At 68.7% G+C, this 18,925-nt stretch carries 10 protein-coding genes; 2 read left to right on the top strand and 8 right to left on the bottom strand.

Features of this window, described 5'->3' with window-relative positions; genetic code table 11:
• Positions 1-60: 60 nt before the first annotated feature.
• From RLT59_RS23155 to RLT59_RS23135, 5 genes are all read right to left on the bottom strand, one after another.
• Positions 61-855, bottom strand: a complete 795-nt coding sequence (locus tag RLT59_RS23155; protein WP_311305164.1) for an SDR family NAD(P)-dependent oxidoreductase — start codon at positions 853-855, stop codon at positions 61-63.
• Positions 852-2,012 carry a serine hydrolase domain-containing protein gene (locus RLT59_RS23150; protein ID WP_311307825.1) on the bottom strand — a complete coding sequence of 387 codons (1,161 nt, stop codon included), beginning with the start codon at positions 2,010-2,012 and terminating at the stop codon, positions 852-854. The genes RLT59_RS23155 and RLT59_RS23150 overlap by 4 nt, the downstream gene beginning before the upstream one ends.
• Before the next feature lie 74 nt (positions 2,013-2,086).
• Positions 2,087-2,860 carry an energy-coupling factor ABC transporter ATP-binding protein gene (locus tag RLT59_RS23145; RefSeq protein WP_024494190.1) on the bottom strand — a complete coding sequence of 258 codons (774 nt, stop codon included), beginning with the start codon at positions 2,858-2,860 and terminating at the stop codon, positions 2,087-2,089.
• Positions 2,857-3,618, bottom strand: a complete 762-nt coding sequence (gene cbiQ / locus RLT59_RS23140; RefSeq protein WP_311305163.1) for a cobalt ECF transporter T component CbiQ — start codon at positions 3,616-3,618, stop codon at positions 2,857-2,859. Before cbiQ ends, RLT59_RS23145 begins: the two co-directional genes overlap by 4 nt.
• Positions 3,618-4,688: an energy-coupling factor ABC transporter permease gene (locus tag RLT59_RS23135; RefSeq protein WP_311305162.1), complete on the bottom strand. Its 1,071-nt coding sequence runs from the start codon at positions 4,686-4,688 to the stop codon at positions 3,618-3,620. Before RLT59_RS23135 ends, cbiQ begins: the two co-directional genes overlap by 1 nt.
• Positions 4,689-4,888: 200 nt before the next feature.
• Here RLT59_RS23135 and RLT59_RS23130 point away from each other — a divergent pair, with 200 nt between their 5' ends.
• The gene (locus RLT59_RS23130) at positions 4,889-5,251 is read left to right on the top strand and encodes an SsgA family sporulation/cell division regulator (RefSeq protein WP_311305161.1); all 363 of its coding nucleotides are present in this window, start codon (positions 4,889-4,891) and stop codon (positions 5,249-5,251) included.
• A gap of 146 nt (positions 5,252-5,397) precedes the next feature.
• Here RLT59_RS23130 and RLT59_RS23125 read toward each other — a convergent pair whose 3' ends face one another.
• Together RLT59_RS23125 and RLT59_RS23120 are read right to left on the bottom strand one after the other, a co-directional pair.
• Complete coding sequence (locus RLT59_RS23125) at positions 5,398-7,626, bottom strand: MMPL family transporter (RefSeq protein ID WP_311305160.1); 2,229 nt, start codon at positions 7,624-7,626, stop codon at positions 5,398-5,400.
• A gap of 123 nt (positions 7,627-7,749) precedes the next feature.
• The gene (locus RLT59_RS23120) at positions 7,750-8,322 is read right to left on the bottom strand and encodes a TetR/AcrR family transcriptional regulator (RefSeq protein WP_311305159.1); all 573 of its coding nucleotides are present in this window, start codon (positions 8,320-8,322) and stop codon (positions 7,750-7,752) included.
• A 196-nt stretch (positions 8,323-8,518) separates the two neighbouring features.
• Here RLT59_RS23120 and RLT59_RS23115 point away from each other — a divergent pair, with 196 nt between their 5' ends.
• A complete protein-coding gene (locus RLT59_RS23115) occupies positions 8,519-11,800 on the top strand; it encodes a S41 family peptidase (RefSeq protein ID WP_311305158.1) in 3,282 nt (1,093 codons plus the stop codon).
• A 452-nt stretch (positions 11,801-12,252) separates the two neighbouring features.
• Here RLT59_RS23115 and RLT59_RS23110 read toward each other — a convergent pair whose 3' ends face one another.
• A complete protein-coding gene (locus RLT59_RS23110) occupies positions 12,253-18,822 on the bottom strand; it encodes an RHS repeat-associated core domain-containing protein (protein ID WP_311305157.1) in 6,570 nt (2,189 codons plus the stop codon).
• Positions 18,823-18,925 lie beyond the last annotated feature (103 nt).

Here is an 18,925-nt window from a genome sequence, read left to right as displayed (position 1 = left end):
GGCCGGGCGGTGCGGGTCGGGGCCGGGGAGCGCAGAGCCCCGGCCCCGACCCGCCCGGCCTCAGTCCTTCGCGAGGGCCTGCCGGAAGCCCGTGTTCACCGCCGTCAGCCCGCCGTCCACGCACAGCGTCGTGCCCGTGACCCAGGCCGCGTCGCGGGAGGCGAGGTAGGCGACCGCCGCGGCGATGTCCTCGGGCTCACCGACCCGGCCGAGCGGGTAGAGGCCGCTGACCCGGGCGAGCTCGTCCTCGCGGCCGGACCAGGCGTCGGTGCGGATCGTGCCGGGCGTGACCAGGTTGACCCGCACCCCGCGCGGTCCGGCGTGGCCCGCGAGCGTACGGGTGAGACCGGCCAGGCCCGCTTTGGCGGCGCTGTAGGCGTGGTTGCCGAAGTCCTGCACGCCGTTGACCGAGCCGATGCTGACGATCGCGCCCCGGCCGGACGCCGCGAGGTGCGCCATCGCCGCCCGCGCGCAGCGGTAGGCGCCGCTGAGGGTGACGTCGAGATCGCGCTCCCAGACGTCGTCCGGCTCGTCCTCGAACAGCGCCTCGTCGGGGGTGCACGCGTACGCGTTGTTCACCAGCACGTCGAGCGCGCCGAACACCTCGACGGCGTGGGCCACCGCCGCCTCGACCGCCGCCCGGTCCGTCACGTCGCAGGCCAGCGACTCGGCCCGGCCGCCCGTCGCGACGATGTCCGCCGCCACCCGCGCGGCCCGCGCCGGGTCCAGGTCGGTGACCAGGACCCGGGCGCCCTCGGCCGCGAGGCGGCGGGCCGTGGCGGCGCCGATGCCCTGGCCCGCACCGGTGATGAGGACGCCGTAACCGTCGAAGCGCGCGAGCGCGGCAGAAGTCATAGCGCCGACCGTACTGCCCGGACCAGTGCCTGGGCACGGGGGTCGGCGGTGACTCCTTTCTGCAGACCGTTCGTCACATAGCCGAGCGCGATCCCCGATTCGGGGTCCGCGAAGCCGAGCGAACCGCCCCTTCCGGGGTGGCCGAAGGAGCCCGGGGCCAGCAGTGGGGAGGCCGGTCCGTGCAGCATGTAGCCGAGTCCGAACCGGGTGTTGACGACCAGCACCCTGTCCGGCCCCGCGGACTCCTCCGTGCGGGCCAGGGTCAGCGTGGCAGGGGCGAACAGCCGGTGGCCGTCGACCGGCCCGATCATCGCGGCATAGCAGCGGGCGAGGCCCCGGGCGGTGGCGATCCCGTTGGACCCCGGGAGTTCGGCGGCCTGGTAGCCGGGATCGTTCTCGTCGGGGAACGGGTCGATCGCTTCGAAAGCCCGCCGGGTCAGCGAGTCCGGGTCACGGTAGGCCTCGGCGACCGAGCGCTTGGGACGCATCCGCAGCGCGCCCGTCTCCTCGCCCGCGGGCGCCTCGACCGGGCCGATCCGGCCCACCCGGTGGGCCTCGTCCACCGGGATGCCGAACCAGAAGTCCAGGCCGAGCGGGCGGGCGATCTCCTCGGCGACCCAGCGGCCGACCGTGCGGCCGGTGACGCGTCGCACCAGTTCACCGATGAGCCAGCTGTAGGTCTGCGCGTGGTAGCCGTGCTCGGTGCCGGGCTCCCACTGGGGGCGCTGGGCGGCGACGGCGAGCGGCCCACTCACGCCGTCGGCGGCCTCCTCGGGGGTCAGCGGCCGGTCCAGGGCCGGGACGCCGGCCCGGTGGGCGAGGAGGTGGCGAACGAGGACGCGTTTCTTGCCGTTCGCCGTGAACTCCGGCCAGTAGGTGCCGACCGGGGCGTGCAGATCGATCTGGCCGCGCTGGTGCAGCAGCAGCGGTACGGCGGCGGCGATGCCCTTGCCCGCCGAGCGGACGATCTGCACGGTGTCGACGGCCCACGGCTCCGCGCCGTCCACGTCTCTGGTCCCGGCCCACAGGTCGACGACCTTGTGCCCGTGCCGGTAGACGGTGACCGCCGCCCCCCGGTCGCCACGCTGTTCGAAGTTACGGATGAAAGCATCCCGGACCGGTTCGAATCCGGGCACTACCGCACCCCGTACGTCCACGCCTGTTCCCGCGCTCCCGCTCATACCCCCATGGTGCATTGCCGCGCAGGTCGCGGGTGGGGCGGGTGAGGTTGTTACCTCGTGTTCACCGTCACGGAGCGCGGGTCGAAGCCGAAGGGGAGCTCCAGCCGGTGGGCGCGCATCAGTTGCTCGTCGCAGAGGAGGTCCTGGGTGCGGTCGTCAGCGGCGATGACGCCTTCGCTGAGGATGACCGCGCGGCCGCACAGCTCCAGGGCGTACGGCAGATCGTGCGTGACCATCAGCACGGTGACGTCCAAGGAGCGCAGGATGTCGGCCAGTTCGCGGCGGGAGGCCGGGTCCAGGTTGGAGGAGGGCTCGTCCAGGACGAGGATCTCCGGCCGCATCGCGAGGACCGTGGCGACGGCGACGCGGCGGCGCTGCCCGAACGAGAGGTGGTGCGGCGGCCGGTTGACGAACTCCTCCATGCCGACCTGCTTCAGCGCGTCGGTGACCCGCTCCTCCAGTTCGGCGCCGCGCAGCCCGCCGGACGCGGGCCCGAAGGCGACGTCCTCGCGGACGGTGGGCATGAAGAGCTGGTCGTCGGGGTCCTGGAAGACGATGCCGACGCGGCGGCGGATCTCGGCCAGATTGCGCTTCTCGACGGGGAGCCCGGCGACCCGGACGGTGCCGGCGCCCGCGTCGAGGATGCCGTTGAGGTGCAGGACGAGGGTGGTCTTGCCGGCCCCGTTCGGGCCGAGCAGGGCGACGCGCTCGCCGCGTGCGACGGTCAGGTCGACGCCGAAGAGCGCCTGGTGGCCGTCGGGGTAGGCGTAGGCGAGGCCGCTGACTTCGAGGGACGGCGGTACGGGGTCGGGGTCGGTGCTCATACGGTCCATCCCAGCAGACACACGGCGAGGGCGAGCAGGGGGAGTGCCGAGGCGTACGCCCACTGGGTGCGCGAGGCGGTCACGTCGTCGATGACCGGCATGGTGCCGGTGTAGCCGCGGCTGACCATCGCGAGGTGGACGCGCTCCCCGCGCTCGTAGGACCGGATGAAGAGCGCGCCCGCCGATTTGGCCAGCACGCCCCACTGCCGTACCCCGTGCGCCTCGAAGCCGCGCGAGCGGCGGGCGATGGACATCCGGCGCATCTCATCGGTGATCACATCGCCGTACCGGATCATGAAGGAGGCGATCTGGACGAGCAGCGGCGGCAGCCTCAGTCGTTGCAGGCCGAGCAGCAGGGAGCGCAGTTCGGTGGTGGAGGCCAGGAGTACGGAGGCGGCGACGCCGAGGGTGCCCTTGGCCAGGACGTTCCAGGCGCCCCAGAGGCCGGGGACGCTGACGGAGAGGCCGAGTACGTGGGTCTGCTCGCCGGGCACCACGAACGGCATGAGCAGCGCGAACGCGACGAACGGCACCTCGATCAGCAGCCGCTTGAGGAGGAATCCGGCCGGGACGCGGGCCGCCGCGGTGACGCCCGCGAGGAGCAGCGCGTACAGCCCGAAGGCCCACACCGCCTCGCGCGGGGTGGTGACGACGACCACGACGAAGCAGAAGACGGCGGCGAGCTTGCAGTGCGGCGGGAGGTCGTGGACCGGCGAGTGACCGTGCCGGTAGAGCTTGTGGGCGTGCCCCGCGCCCATCAGACCTTCTCGTCGCTGCGGGTGGTACCGGAGCCGCTCGCGGAGCTGTCGGCACGGCGGCGGCGGGTGACGACGTAGAACGCACCGCTGCCGACGACGAGGGTGGCGCCGACGCCGATCACTCCGGCCAGTCCGCCGGAGATCCGGGCGTCGGAGATGTCCTTGACGCCGTAGTCCGCGAGCGGGGAGTCCTTGGCCGCGTGCTCCTCGGCCTTCTTGTCGATGCCCTGGTCGGCGGCGACCTTCTCCAGGCCGTCGGGGTTGGCGGAGGCGTAGAAGGAGACGAATCCGGCCAGGACCAGCGCGGTGACCAGCCCGGTGGCCCACAGGCCCCGGTTGGAGCGGGCGGCGGGTGCGGCGGCGACGGGCTCGCGGGCGGGCGCGTCGACGAGTTCGCCGTCGATCCGGAGCTTGAGCGGGGCGGTGAGTCCGCGGGCGCCGTGCACGAGGTCGGGGCGTACGGCGATGACGGCGCCGACCGTCAGCGCGGTGATCGCCGCCTCACCGATGCCGATCAGGACGTGGACGCCGACCATCGCGGTGAACACCTTGCCGATCGGGATGTCGGTGGTGCCGCCGATCCAGTACATGAGTGTGAAGGCGCAGGCCGCGGCCGGTACGGAGACGAGCGCGGCGACGAAGGAGGCGGCGGTCATCGAGCGGCGGGTGCGCGGCAGCAGCCCGACGAGGCCGCGGAAGAGGGCGTACGCGACGACGGTGGTGACGATGCCCATGTCGAGAATGTTCACGCCGAGCGCGGTGAGCCCGCCGTCCGCGAACAGGATGCCCTGCATCAGCAGGACGACGGAGACGCAGAGGATTCCGGTGTACGGCCCGACCAGGATCGCGGCCAGCGCCCCGCCCAGCAGATGGCCGCTGGTACCGGCGGCGACCGGGAAGTTCAGCATCTGCACGGCGAAGATGAAGGCGGCGACCAGACCGGCCAGCGGCGCGGTCTTCTCGTCCAGCTCCCGGCGGGCCCCCTTCAGACTGACGGCTACGGCACCGGCGGCGACGACTCCGGCAACGGCGGAGACGGGCGCGTTGATGAATCCGTCGGGTACATGCATGGGGGAGGCTCCGCTTCCTGCGTTACAGCGTGACTGCGCGGGGTCATGAACCTCTCAATAATAGAACCTTGTTGCGAACCGTTTGCAAGAGCACCCCCGTCACAACTGCCCAGGCTTCCCGCAGTGCTCTTTACGTAAAATATGGGACATTAGAGGGCGAAGGCGTATACAAAAGACGTATACACAGGAGGAGCCGGCCCATGTCCCCCATGATCAAAGAACATGCCAGAGCCCGGCTCGTCACCGACGCCCGCGACCTGCCCGTGGTACCGGTCGAGCTGCGCCATGACACCGCCGACGCCCCGCCCACGATCCGGATCGCCTTCCCCAGCGGTACGGAGTGGACCGTCGAACGTGAGCTGCTGGAGCGCGGGCTGCGCGCCCCGGTCGAGCGCGACAGCTACCGCATCTGGCCCTGCGGCCGGGCCCAGCTGGTCGTCGAGCTCCATTCGGCGGCCGGTGTCGAGGTGGTGCAGTTCGACAGCTCCCCCTTGATCCGCTTCCTGCGCCGCACCCACGCGGAGGCCAGGACCGGCCCCAGGCCTGAGGCCGCCCCCGCCTGACCCGCGACATGCCGAGAGCCCCCGTGCACACCAGGTGCACGGGGGCTCTCGTCGCTCCGGTCCCCCGTCCCACAGGTAACCGGCGCTTCCGGGGCCGCGCTCCGCTCAGACGCGGCTCCGGAGTTCTGCGGCTCGAAGCGAGCGGCTCAGACGCGGGTCAGCTCGCGCTCACCGCCGTGGTCAGGGCCGGCCCCGTCATCGGTGGCGGCGCCGAGCTCCTTGCGCAGCCCCTCACCCTCCACGTCGACGTTGGGCAGGACCCGGTCCAGCCAGCGCGGCAGCCACCAGGCGCGCTGGCCCAGCAGGGCGAGCACGGCGGGCACGATGGCCATCCGCACGATGAACGCGTCGAAGAAGACGGCGATGGCCAGCGAGAAGCCGATCATCTTGATCATCTGCTCGCTGGAGCCGATGAATCCGGAGAAGACCGCCATCATGATCACGGCCGCGGCGGTGACCACCCGGGCTCCGTGCTTGAAGCCGGTGACGATCGCCTGGCCGGGCTTCTCGCCGTGGACGTACGCCTCGCGCATCCGGGTCACGAGGAAGACCTCGTAGTCCATCGCGAGACCGAAGACGACACCCACCATGAAGATCGGCATCATCGACATGATCGGACCGGTCTGCTCGACGCCGAAGAGCGAGCCGAGCCAGCCCCACTGGAAGACCGCGACGACCGCGCCCAGGGCCGCGACGACCGAGAGCAGGAAGCCGAGCGCCGCCTTCAGCGGGACCAGGATCGACCGGAAGACCACCATCAGCAGCAGGAAGGCGAGGCCGACGACGAGCGCCAGGTACGGCAGCAGCGCGTCGTTCATCTTCTGCGAGAAGTCGATGTTCATCGCGGTGGAGCCGGTGACCAGGACCTCGGCGCCGGTGTCGGACTTGATGTCCTTGCCCGCGTCGCGGATCGCGTGGACCACGTTCTCCGTCTCGACCGAGCTGGGCCGGTCCTTCGGGACGACGGTGATCATCGCCGCGTCCCCGGTCTTGTTGAAGTTGGCCGGGGTGACGGCGACGACACCCTTCATGCCGGAGATCTCGTCACCGACCCGCTTGGCGGCGGCCTTGCCGTCCGAACTGTTCCCGGTGTCGACGACGACCATCAGCGGGCCGTTGAAGCCGGGGCCGAAGCCGTCGGAGAGCAGGTCGTAGGCGCGGCGCTGGGTGGTGCTGGTGGGCTGGGAGCCGTCGTCCGGCAGGCCCATCTCCAGTGAGGCGGCCGGGATCGCGATCGCGCCCAGGCCGAGGACGCCGACGAGCAGCACCCACACCGGCTTGCGCAGCACGAACCGGGCCCAGCGGGTGCCCATGTTCGGCTTGGCGTCGGGCCTGTTCTCGTCCTCCGCCGCCTTGCGCGCCCTGCGTCCCATGACCCGCTTGCCCGCGAAGCCCAGCATGGCCGGGACGAGGGTGAGCGCGATGAGGACGGCGATGGCGACCGTGCCGGCCGCCGCGAAGCCCATCTTCGACAGCATCGGGATGTTGACGACGGCCAGCCCGACCAGGGCGATGACCACGGTGAGCCCGGCGAAGACGACCGCGGAACCGGCCGTGCCGACCGCCCGTCCCGCCGCTTCCTCGCGCTCCCGGCCCTCGGCCAGTTCGGCTCGATAGCGGGAGACGATGAAGAGCGCGTAATCGATGCCGACCGCGAGGCCGATCATCATCGCGAGCGTCGAGGTGGTGGAGCCGAGGTCCAGCACGTTGGCCAGGGCCGTGATCGTGGAGACGCCGATGCCGACACCGATCAGCGCGGTGAGCAGTGGCAGCCCCGCCGCGATGAGCGAGCCGAAGGTGATGACGAGGACCACCGCGGCCAGCGCGATGCCGATGACCTCGGTGGCGCCGGTCTCCGGCATCACCTGGAGTGCGTCACCGCCGATCTCCACGGTCATCCCGGTCTTCTGCGCCGCCTCGCCCGCGTCCTCCAGGGCGTCCCGGGTGGAGTCGGTCAGCTCCATCGAGTTGACCTTGTAGGTCACCGAGACGTACGCGGTCGAGCCGTTCTTGGAGACGGCGTTGCCGGTGTACGGGTCGACGACCGAGGCCACCTGGTCGGAGCCGGACTTCAGCTGGGCGGTGATCTTCTTGACGTCGGCCTTGTTGGCCGGGTCCGTCATCTTCTCGTTCTCGGGGGCCTTGAAGACGATGCGCGCGGTCGCGCCGTCGGCGCTGGCCGCGGGGAATCGCTGTTCCAGCAGGTCGAAGGCCTTCTGCGCCTCCGTGCCCGGGATCGAGAAGGAGCTGGAGGTGGCGGTGGACGCGGAGGCCGCACCGAATCCGGCGAGCGCCAGCAGGGCCACCCAGATCAGGGCGACATAGCGGCGGCGCCGGAAGGCGAGCCGTCCGATTTTGTAGAGGAATGTGGCCACGGAGGCGTACTCCCGGTCGGGTCGTTGAGTGGAATTAGGCGTGAGGAACCAGCCCGACGACGAGAGCGGCGTGTCAGGTGGAGCTTTTGGGGAGAGGGCTGTGCGGGGCCGTGGGGACGGCTGTCAGACTCCGAGAGCGGGGAGGATCACGGAGTCGACGTAATCGGTGAGGAACGCGTGATCGACCGGGCGGTCCTCGATGAGCTGCCGAGCGGTGAACGCGCCGATCAGCATGTGGGGTACGTACTTCAGCGCCGGGTTGTCCGGACGCAGCTCACCCCGGTCCAGGGCTCGGTTCAGCAGCACTTCGAGACCGGAGAGCTCCGGCTCGACCAGCAGTGCGCGCAGGGCCTGGAGGAGGTCGGGGTTGTTGTGGACGGCATGGCTCAGACCCCGCATCAGCGCGGCGTCCTTCTCCATCTGACAGTCATCGGTACGGCTCAGGACGGCGTGGAAGTCACCGCGCAGCGAGCCGGTGTCGACGTCGCCGAGGGACACGGGCTTGTTGTTCCGCAGAGCCGTGACGACGAGCTCGGGCTTGCTCCCCCACTGGCGGTAGAGGGTGGCCTTGCTGGAACGGGTGCGGGCCGCGACGGCGTCCATGGTCAGGGCGTCGTAACCGACCTCGCGGAGCAGGTCGAGCACGGCGGCGTACAGCTCGCTCTCGCGTTCGGGCGTGAGCCGTGTGCGTGCCATGTGTCGACCCCCGTTCCGAGCTCGTCCGATGTGTGGGTGTTGTCGCTCGAACTTATGTAGACCGAACTTATGTCAATCGAACGAAACTGTTTCGTACACCTCGACGGTACCCCGGCCACCCAGCGAAACGGAATCGTTTCGCTTGTGTTCCGCACCACAAGTTGCCGCCCCCCGCTCGCGCGGAAAGCATTGGGGGGTGAGTGACGACGTCTCGTATCTCCGGTTCCCGCACCTCCACGAGGATCTCCTCTGCTTCGCGGCGGAGGACGATCTCTGGGTCGCCCCTCTCGCAGCGGAGGGCCAGCGGCCCGGACGCGCCTGGCGGGTGACGGTCGACCGCACCAGAGTCAGCCATCCGCGCTTCTCGCCCGACGGGACCAGGATCGCGTACACGACCTGGCGCAGCCTCGACCCCGAGATCCACCTCGCCCCGGTCGACGGCGGCCCGGCCCGCCGGCTCACCTACTGGGGGTCGACGGACGCCCGGGTCTGCGGCTGGACCCCGGACGCCGGGGACGCCGCGCAGATCCTCGCCGTCTCCTCGCACCGGCAGCCGTTCTCGTACTTCTCCTGGGCCTACAGCGTGCCCACGGACGGCAGCCCCGGCGGCCGGCTGCCCTGGGGCCCGGTCTCCGACATCGCCGTCGCGGACATCGACGGCGAGCGCCGCACCCTGCTGCTGTCCGGCACCCCGCCGCACGAGCCCGCCGCCTGGAAGCGCTACCGGGGCGGGGCGACGGGACGGCTGTGGCTGCACGGCGAGCGACTGCTCCCGGACATCGGCGGGCACCTCGGCTCACCGATGTTCGTCGGCGGCCGGATCGCCTTCCTCTCCGACCACGAGGGCGTCGGCAACCTCTACTCCTGCCTGCCCGACGGCACCGGCCTGCGCCGCCACAGCGACCACGACGCGTTCTACGCCCGGCACGCCTCCAGCGACGGGCGGCGCGTCGTCTACCAGTGCGCGGGCGAACTGTGGCTGGCCGACGACCTGGAGTCGCCCGACGCCGTGCCGCGCAGGCTGGAGGTGCGGCTCGGCGGACCACGCGCCGGGCGGCGCCCGTACCAGGTGGCGGCCGCCAGCCACGTCGACGCGCTCTCCGTGGACGAGACCGGCCGGGCCAGCGCCGTATCGGTACGCGGCAGCCTCTACTGGCTCACCCACCGCGACGGCCCCGCCCGCACCATCACCGACACCCCCGGCGTCCGGGTCCGGCTGCCGGAGATGCTCGGCAGCGGGGGCCAGGTGGCGTACGTGACGGACGCGGAGGGCGAGGACGCGATCGAGATCGCCTACCTGCCGCGCGCCAGCGGCGACCGCGCCCCGCGCCGCCTCGCCTCCGGGCGGATCGGCCGGGTCCAGGAGCTGGTCGCGGACCCGGACGGCGAGATCCTCGCGATGGCCTCGCACGACGGCCGCCTCCTCCTCCTTGACGTCGAGGAGGACTCGACCGGCGAACCCGTCGAGCTGATCCGCTCGGTCAACGGCCCGGTCCGCGATCTGGCGTTCTCCCCGGACGGGGCCTGGCTGACCTGGTCGCACCCCGGGATCGGCCGCACGCTGCGCCAGATCAAGCTGGCCCGGATCACGGGTGCCGGATCGCCCGTGATCGTCGATGTCACCAACGGCCGCTTCGAGGACGAGAACCCCGTCTTCACGGGTGACGGCCGCTACCTCGCGTTCCTCTCCTGGCGCGGCTTCGACCCGGTGTACGACGTGCACACCGGGGACCTCTCCTTCCCGCTCGGCTGCCGCCCCTATCTGGTCCCGCTCTCCTCCGCGACCCCCTCCCCCTTCGCGCTCTCCCCCGACGGCCGCCCGGCGGCCGGCGGCCTCGACCCGGTGGACACGGCGGAGGCGGGCGCCGTGGAGGGCTCCACGGTCACCGTCGAGTTCGAGGGCCTGGAGAGCCGGGTCACGCCGTTCCCGGTCGCCGCCTCCAAGTACTCCGCGCTCTGCCCGATCAGCGGCGGCGGCCTGGTCTGGCTGCGCTGGCCGATCTCCGGCGCGCTCGGGGAGACGTTCGCCAACCCGGCGGACATGTCGGGCCGCCCGACCCTGGAGCACTTCAACATCGCCAAGGCGAGGAAGACCGAACTCGTCAGCCACCTCGACTGGTTCGCCGTCAGCGGCGACACCTCCCGGCTGGTCGTCATGGACGACGGGGAGCTGCGCGCCGTCCCCGCGACCGAGCCCGGCGACAACGACTCCACGGTCTATCTGGACCTGCGCCGCATCCTGCACGACGTCGACCCGGCGGCCGAGTGGCGAGGCGCCTTCGACGAGGCGGGCCGCATCATCCGCTCCTACTTCTGGGAGCCGGACATGTGCGGCATCGACTGGGACGCGATCCTCGACCAGTACCGTCCACTGGTCGAACGGGTCTCCACCCCGGACGAGTTCGCGGATCTGCTCCGCGAGGTCCTCGGCGAACTGGGCACCTCGCACGCCTACGTCGCGCCCGCCCGCCGCAACGAGGGCCCGCCGCACTACCAGCGCGCGATCGGCCTGCTCGGCGTGAACTTCCTCTGCCGGGACGGCGACTGGACCATCGGGCGCATCCTGCCCGGCGAGTCCTCCGACTCCAAGGCCCGCTCCCCGCTCGCCGGTACGGGCATCCGGGAGGGTGCGGTCCTCACCCACGTGGACGGCCGCCCGGTCGACCCGGTCACCGGCCCCTACCCGCTGCTCTCCGCCGCCGGGGGCACCACGGTCGAGCTGACCTTCCGGCCCGCCGAGAGCGAGGGCCGCTCCCGCCGGGTAGCGATCGTCCCGCTGGTCGACGAACGCCCGCTGCGCTACCAGGACTGGGTGGCCAAACGGCGTGAGGTCGTACGGGAGTTGAGCGACGGCCGCTGCGGCTATCTGCACATCCCCGACCTGGGCGGCTCCGGCTGGGCCCAGTTCAACCGGGACCTGCGCCTGGAGGTCTCCCGGCAGGCCCTGATCGTGGACGTACGCGGCAACGCGGGCGGCAACATCAGCGAACTCGTCATCGAGAAACTGACCCGCACGATCCTCGGCTGGGACCTCACCCGTGACGCCCAGCCGGTGAGCTACGCCTCCAACGCCCCGCGCGGCCCGGTGGTCGCGCTGGCCGACGAGGCGACGTCCTCCGACGGCGACATGATCACCGCCGCGTTCCGGCTGCTGAAGCTGGGCCCGGTGGTCGGCCAGCGCACCTGGGGCGGCGTGGTCGGCATGACCGGCCGCCACCGCCTGGGCGACGGCACGGTGATCACGGTCCCGATGAACGCCGCGTGGTTCGACGCCTACGGCTGGACGGTGGAGAACCACGGCGTCTCCCCCGACGTGGAGGCCCTGCGCACCCCCCTGGACTGGGCGGAGGGCCGCCACGCGGTCCTGGACGACGCGGTCTGGATGGCCCTGGACCTACTGGCCGCGACCCCGCCGAAGACCCCGCCGACGTACGACGCGGTCCCGGACCTGAGGCGGCCGCCGTTGCCGCCGCGGTAGGTGCGGCGCACAAAGGTGGCACACATTGGGATGATTCGGGGCCACCTGCCATGATCACGCCACAAACCTATAGCATGAAACGCAAGGGAAGCCCGACGAAACCTTCAATCACTCTCACGCACATATGAGACGCGTTCCCCTTCATGGCCATTCCAGTAAACCCAAATCCTCCTGCAATTGGGACACAAGTAAGCCGGTTTCGCCTCGGTCTGCATTGCCTCGAAGTCTCCGGAGCCCCAGAACCTTTCAAGGTCCAGGTCAGACGTGAGATGCCATTCAAGCGGATTAGGAATCTCCCCGCTCATAGCAATCACTTCACCGCAGCGGCATCGAAATTTAGCCATGCACCAATCACCCCTCAAAGCCGACAGTGAGGATCCAAGACTACATGATCAACTCGACAACCCCCCCCTTTTTTTCCAGGCATACAGCAGGGAGTCGAAATTCCCACCTTACTGGATCACAAAAATTCCACCCATCGGAGATGAATTACCCGGACGGGAATTAACTCGCTTCAGCAAATTGCCAACATCTACACCGCCGGCATCGATTGGAGAGTTCTTGAGATTTAGAATTACGTACCCACCGTCAACCTGGTTACGCTTACTGGATACGGCGCTAGCAATTCTATCCATATTACCAGTCTTCGGACTGTAGATGTCGCCCTGAGAGCCATCAATCAGGACATCCGAGGTATCGATTCCCCTTGTCCCACCATCGGCTGGAGGGTCCCTGAGCACCACTCGATGTCCCTGATTTGCCACCTTCTCGGCGGCGTAGATCTCATCGGCCGAAGCCTTCTGCGCCTCGTTGACAAATTCTCCAGATTTGGAACTGCCCGCCCCGGAACTCCCCTCGGCTGACGCTTCAGAGAAGGCCTTTCCGAGTAGCCCCGCCCCTTTACTGGATGCCTCGTACCCGCCGACGAGGAGTCCTGCACCCGCAAAGATCTGGGGCCCGCCAGCAATACAGAGCGCGAGAGTCCCGCACTCCACCACCCCTGAGGCTATTAGAGTGAGTCCCCCGCCGGCGGCCCCGCCCCCGCTTAGGAAGAGGGCAGCCCCCTCCCAAAAGTTCGAGTCATGGAACAGGGCGTTTCCGTAGTTCAGGACACTGTCTTTGGCGCCCTTTAGCCAGCCCCAGCGACCGCCATCACTGTCGCTGCCGCTGCTGTCACCAGTACTGCTGGTGTGTGCGGTCCCTCCTCTGCCGCCGGTCGTTCCACCACCACCACCACCGCCACCGCCACCGCCACCGGTGCCCATGTTGTTGCCGCCGATGCCGTCACAGCTGGCGGACATGTTGCCTGCGTAGCAATTGCTGCCGACAGGCTCCTCTCCACCGCTGTTGAGCGGCATGGTCTTCAGGCCGGTCGGATCGCTGGCTGTGACGGGGGTGTTGTTGGCATAGCTGTACCCGTTGAGGGACTGATGCTGATCGAGGGCAAGGACGGGGTCGACACTGATGAACTGGCCGATGCCTGGGTCGTATTCGCGGGCACCGATATGGGTGAGGCCTGTGGTGGTGTCGGCAGGCTTGCCCAGGAAACCCTTGTCGTCGGGCCACGTGGTGGGTGTTGCGCCGCGGGTGGAGCCGAAGGGGGTGGTGTAGCGCTTGGTGACGGCCCAGGTGGCGGGTTCGAGGACGAGGCTGGCTGTGCCGTGGGGGTCTGAGCAGAGGAATTTGAGTTTGGTGCCGGACACGCCGCTGGTGGCGGTGCGCAGGGCGATGGTCTTGCCGGCGGCTGTGTAGTAGCGGGCGCCGGAGAGGATCTTGGTGGTGCCCTTGGTGGTGAGGCGGACTTCTGTGCCGCCGAGGTAGAGCACGGTGTCGCCGTCGCCGGTCGCGCGGCGGATCAGGAGTTCGCCGGAGGCGTCGTACAGGTAGTTGGTCTCCAGCTTCGGCTTGCTGCCTGTGGCGGGCTCGCTGGTGGAGACGAGTTTGCCCTCGGAGTTCCAGACCAGGGTCTGCTTGGCCTGCGTGCCGGGCCTGCTGGTGGTGTTGCCCGCTTCGTCGTATGCGTAGGAACTGGTCTTGGTGCCGGTCGTCTTGGTCAGCGGGTGGGGCTGGCCGGTGGTGGTTCCGTACGTGTACGACGTTGTCGTGTCACCGGAGGCGGCGTGTTGCTTCTCGGTCTCGCGCTGACCGGATTCGTTGTAGGTGTAGCTGGTCCAGTAAGGAGCCGCACCGTCGAGGTTTGTGGTGCTGCGCCCGCTCTTGGCGCAGTTGGCGGTTTTGGGGGTCCAGGCTTCGGTCAGGCGGCGGTTGCCGTCGTACTCGAAGCATTGGTAGTCGGCCTTGGTGGTACCGCCCTGGGTGCTGGCGTCGAAGATCGAGGTGACGTTACCGGCGTCGTCGTGGGTGTACTTCAGCTCCTGGGGCATGTAGCCGTGCACGTCGTCGGTGACGTAGGAGCGGTTCAGCCGACGGGTGCCGTCCTCGTAGTCGTAGTTGAGGAAGGCCTTCTTCGCTGAACTGGTGGAGTCGGTGCCCAACGTGAGCTGGCGCAGGTCGCCTTGAGGGGAGTATGCGGCTGTCTGAAGGTAGCTGGTGGCACCCTTGGCTGCGGTCTGCTGGCCGAGCGCGTTGTATTTGCTGGAGACGGTCTCGCGCGGGAGGCCTGCGACCGCGGGCTGTTCCGCCCCCTCGACGGTTCCGTCGACGTTGTAGTTGGTGGTGAACGACAGCGTCTTGGGGACCCCTGCCGTAACCAGTGGGTCGGTATCGGGCAGCATCAGCTGGCTGGCGACGACCTGGTAGAGGTTGTCGTACTTGGTGACCTGGGTTGTGTATGCCTTGCCGGTCAGGCCGCCCTCGTAGCGAGTGGCCGTGTCCTGCTGGCCCTTGGCCAGGCTGTCGAAGCCCCAGGAGGCGAGCTGAGTTGCGTCGGTCTTGGTCCCGTCCCAGAGGCCGGTCTGACGGCCGAGGTTGTCGTACTCGGATATCAGGGTCTTGCCGCGGGAGTCGTTGGTGCTGGTCACCTGGTCGAGCGCGTTGTAGTGGGTGTGCGAGGTGCCCTTGTCCGGGTCGGTGGCGCTGTCCTGGCGCCCGAAGAGGTCGTATGTGTAGGACCACTTGGTCTTGTCGGGTCCGGTGACGTTCTTCTGCCGGCCGGCCGGGGTGTACTCGTATCCCGTGGTGGTGTAGTCACTGCCGGTCGCCTGCGGTCCTGCGTACTCGCGGCGTTCCGTTGTCTGGCCGAGGGCATTGGTGGTGACCATCGTGGCCTGGCCCCCTGCTGGGGCGCTGTTGGATACGGTGTCGCCGGTGTAGTCGGTCTTGGTCCTGAAGCGTTCGACACCCCGGACCTTGGTCACCGACACGGTGGCACGCCCGGCGCCGTCGTACGTGGTGTCGTTCTCCGTGGGGGCCTGGCCGCCCTCGGTCCCCACCAGTTTCCCGGACGGGCTTATCTTCTCTGCCCAGATGTCAGCCAGGCTGGTGACGGCGAGACCCCGCTCGTCGTACAGGGTTTCGGCGATGACGGTCCCGCCGACGGGCGAGGGAGTCTGCGTCTGCCGGAGCCGCAGCAGTGAGTCGTAGATCTCGTAGGTGGTGTTGTAGCCGGACGCGTCGCCCTTGAGTGTGCCCGTCGACACCCACGGTGTGTCCGTGGCGGTGACGCTGTAGTTGTAGACGTAGTTCGGAGTGGCTTTCAGGGCCTTGAGCCGGTTGGGCAGCCACACCTTGGTGACACGGCCCAGCGAGTCGTACTCGGACTCGGTGTTCTTGCCGTTCGGGTCGGTGACCTTGGTGACAGCGCCGGTCGCGAAGTCCACGGCTGTGGTCGTGGTGTAGCCCTTGATGTTGCTGCTCGCGCTGGAAGTCAGCGGACCGATCTTGCCCGACGGGACGTAGGACGCGGTGGTGACGAGGGCGTCGTTGGTGTCCTTGACGGTGAGTGGCCGCCCGAGGACGTCGTAGGTCGTGGTGACGAACTTCTGGAAGACAGGAGCGTCATCGACGCCGTAGGACTTGGCCCGGCCCGTCCACTGGACTTCGCCCTTGGTGGGTTTCTGTGTCGCGCTCCAGGTGGTGGTGTCGTAGGCGGTGGCTACGTCGGAGACGACGTCACCGGACCTGGTGGAGTCCGCAGGCAGGTCCAGCGCGGCGTCCGTGGTGGAGCAGGGCTTGGTGACCGTGCGGGTACGGGAAGCGAGCGAGTTGATGCCCAGGGTGTCGTTACGGGCGTACCAGGTGCGGGTGCACTTCTCGTCACCCGCGACGGCGTCGTCGCCCTTGTCCTCGACGGTTTCGGGCATGCCGTAGTCGTCGAAGGTGGTGACGTTGGACCGGACCCGGTCCTTGGGGGTTCCGCTGCTGGTGATGTTGGTGCGGGTGTGGGTGGCGGCGGTGCGCACGTAGTACGCCTCGGTGTCGGCGTACGACTTGTGCTGGGTGGCCGTCTTCTTCGACCACGGGTCGTTGACGGTGCCGCCGACCTCGTTGGCACCGTTGTAAGTGGCTGTTTCACGGGTGAAGCCGGCGTACGGTTCGGAGTCGGTGATCTCCGCTGCCTTGATGGCCGTGACCTTGACAGTCTTGCGCTTGTCCGGGTCGAGGGTCTTCCCGTCGTCCGTGAGGACGCGGTCGCCGTTCATGCCGCGCATATAGACGGTGACGGTCTTCGACTGGGTCTTGCCCGGGATGCCGGTGAGGTGGGTGACCCGGCCGAAGCCTCGCCAGATGGACCAGGTGCGTTCCTTCTCCTTGGTCATCGGGTCGTCGTTGTAGTGCCAGGCACCACCGCCGGAATAGCTGTAGGTGTTCTCGACTGCCTCGGATCCGCCGTGGGGGTCGGTGGTGATGACCGAGTAGACCGGGTACTTCTGGAACCAGTCCAGGATCGGGGTCTTCCCGCCGTTCGGAGACCAGTACACCGGGTAGCAGCGTCCGGTGTTCTCATCAGGGCGGGGCATGTTCTGCCCGGCGACGCATCCGGCATCCATGTAGGTGACGACGGTCTTCGCACCCGCTTCGGAGGTGACCGACTTCAGCCGTGGCTTCTCCAGGGACAGGATGTCGTCACTGGTGGAGTCGACACGGTTGGGGTGGGACTCCGGGGTGAAGATGACCGGGTCCAGACTCAGATCGGTGCCGCGCTTGCCGGTGTGCTTGATCTCGTCCAGCCACAGCGACTGGTCTGTCGAGTCACCCGTGTCACCGGGGTCGAGGTAGTGCTGCTTCAGTGCCCAGCCGTCCACGGCGGAGAAACCTGGGGTGGCTACGGCGGCGTCCCAGGCGTAGGTGGTCACGCCGGTCATCCGCTTGCGGGTGAAGAACGTCGGGCTGACGTTTCCGGTGCACTTGGCGCCGTCCTTGCACACGGCGTCGAACGGAACGTCCGGCCAGTTGTCCCGGGTGTCCTTGGTCAAGGCGTCGCATCCGGTGCCGGATGCGACGCAACGCTCGGCGTAGGCGAAGGTGACCTTGTTCGAGGCGGGCTGGGCGGCGAACAGGCCGTCGGCTCGCTGTCCGTAGCGGATCTCCTTCAGATAGCCGCCGCGGGTGTAAGGAGTGCCGGTGTTGTCGTCGCCGAGCTGGTCGTAGTTGTTGGTCTCGGCTGTGTACCAGTAGGACATGGCGTTCTTGTGGGTGTCCTCGACGTAGTCGAGGTTCCACCGCCAGGCCTGTTTCTTGGCCCGCCCGGAGAAGCTGGTTCCGTCCGCGTAGCCGGGTTCGCCGGAGTCGTCACCGAAGACCGGCACCGTCCACACCGAGTCGGTGCGGTCACTGGCTGCCGCGCCGTCCAGTTTGTTGAGGCCGAAGACGTACTTGGTTCCGTCCCCGGTGGTCACAGTCCAGTACTCGCCGTTGTCGTCACCGTTGTCGGCGCCGGTGGAGTGGATAACGGTCGAGGCGTTGTCGTTCTTCAGCCGCCACACACCTGAGGTGTCGTCCTTGACCAGCTCACTGGCCTTGCCGTTGAGGACAAGCGAGGCGTTGTCGTACTTCCAGCACAGGTCGAACTTGTCGGTCTGACCGTCGTCGTCACAGGAGCCGTACTTGCGCTCGACATACGAGGAGGTGATGTCGAAACCAGTGCCGATCGCCGTGCCCTGGTTGTTGGTGTTCGCGGTCTGGCCGTCGACCGCCCCGGAGTCATAGGAGATCGACAGATCCAGTGCCGGTCCCGCCGCTGCGGGCGGAGTGCGCAGCGGGTACGACCAGGTGAACGTGCCCGCAGAGCCTCCTGCCTCCCAGGTGGAGGAGGCAGCCAGTGGCGTCGCCTTGTAGTCGCCTCCACCGGACTTGGTGCCCGCTGCCAGGGCGACCGTCATCGTGCGTCCTTCGCCCTGGGCGGCCTGCTCGGAGGCGGCTGCGGTACCGAAGGCCAGCTGGGCGTCGATGCGGTTGTGCTTGCGGTCGTTGGTGAACTGAAGGGGTGTCCGGGTGCGGCACTCGGCCTTCGCGGGATCGCTCAGCGCACAGCCGGGCAGACGCAAGGCCTGCAGGCGACCGGCCCAGTCGCCGCCGTACGCGGAGACGAACCCGTTGTAGTCAATGCCGAGTTGGGCTTTCCCGCCGGCGACCGGACCGGTTACGGACAGGACTACGCCCTTGACCCCGAGCTTGGCCGTCTGCTTCTGATCAAGAACCTTGACCTTGACCGAGCCGGCTGCCTTGGGCTGCTTCTCTCCCTTGTCCCGGTACGGGCGGTCCAAGGTCAGCGGGAGCGACCCCGGCGATGCCTTCGCCGGGCCCGTTGTCGGCAGGGTCAGCTGAGCCTGCCCGGATGTAGGCCAGGAGACAGTCTTGGCACGGTCCTTCTCGGCCCGTGCGATGGCGGATCGGTCTTCGGCAGCCGACCTCTCCACCACTGCTGCGATTTTCTTGTTCACCTTCGCGGTGAACGGTGACACCTTGTCGGGGTGCAGCAGTACCTGCGGTTTGCCCAGCGGATCAGCATGGGCGGCGAACGCCACCGGCGTGAGCAGTCCGGGTATGAGAGTGAAGCCGGCGAGCGTCGCTATGCGTCGTGTCCAGGCTGCTTTGCCTGGTCGGCCTCTGCGCGTACGCATAGCTGATCCGATCCCGTTCATCTGGTTTCCGCTCCCCGCACGAGCTACCCGTAAGGCGCCCTGCGTTCTTGCCCCGCAGCCTGTGCCGACGGGGACGGTTGGT

This window comes from Streptomyces sp. ITFR-6 (assembly GCF_031844725.1).
GTDB lineage: Bacteria > Actinomycetota > Actinomycetes > Streptomycetales > Streptomycetaceae > Streptomyces.
Note: the sequence above shows the minus strand (reverse complement) of the source record. Positions and strands in the feature narration are given on the sequence as shown.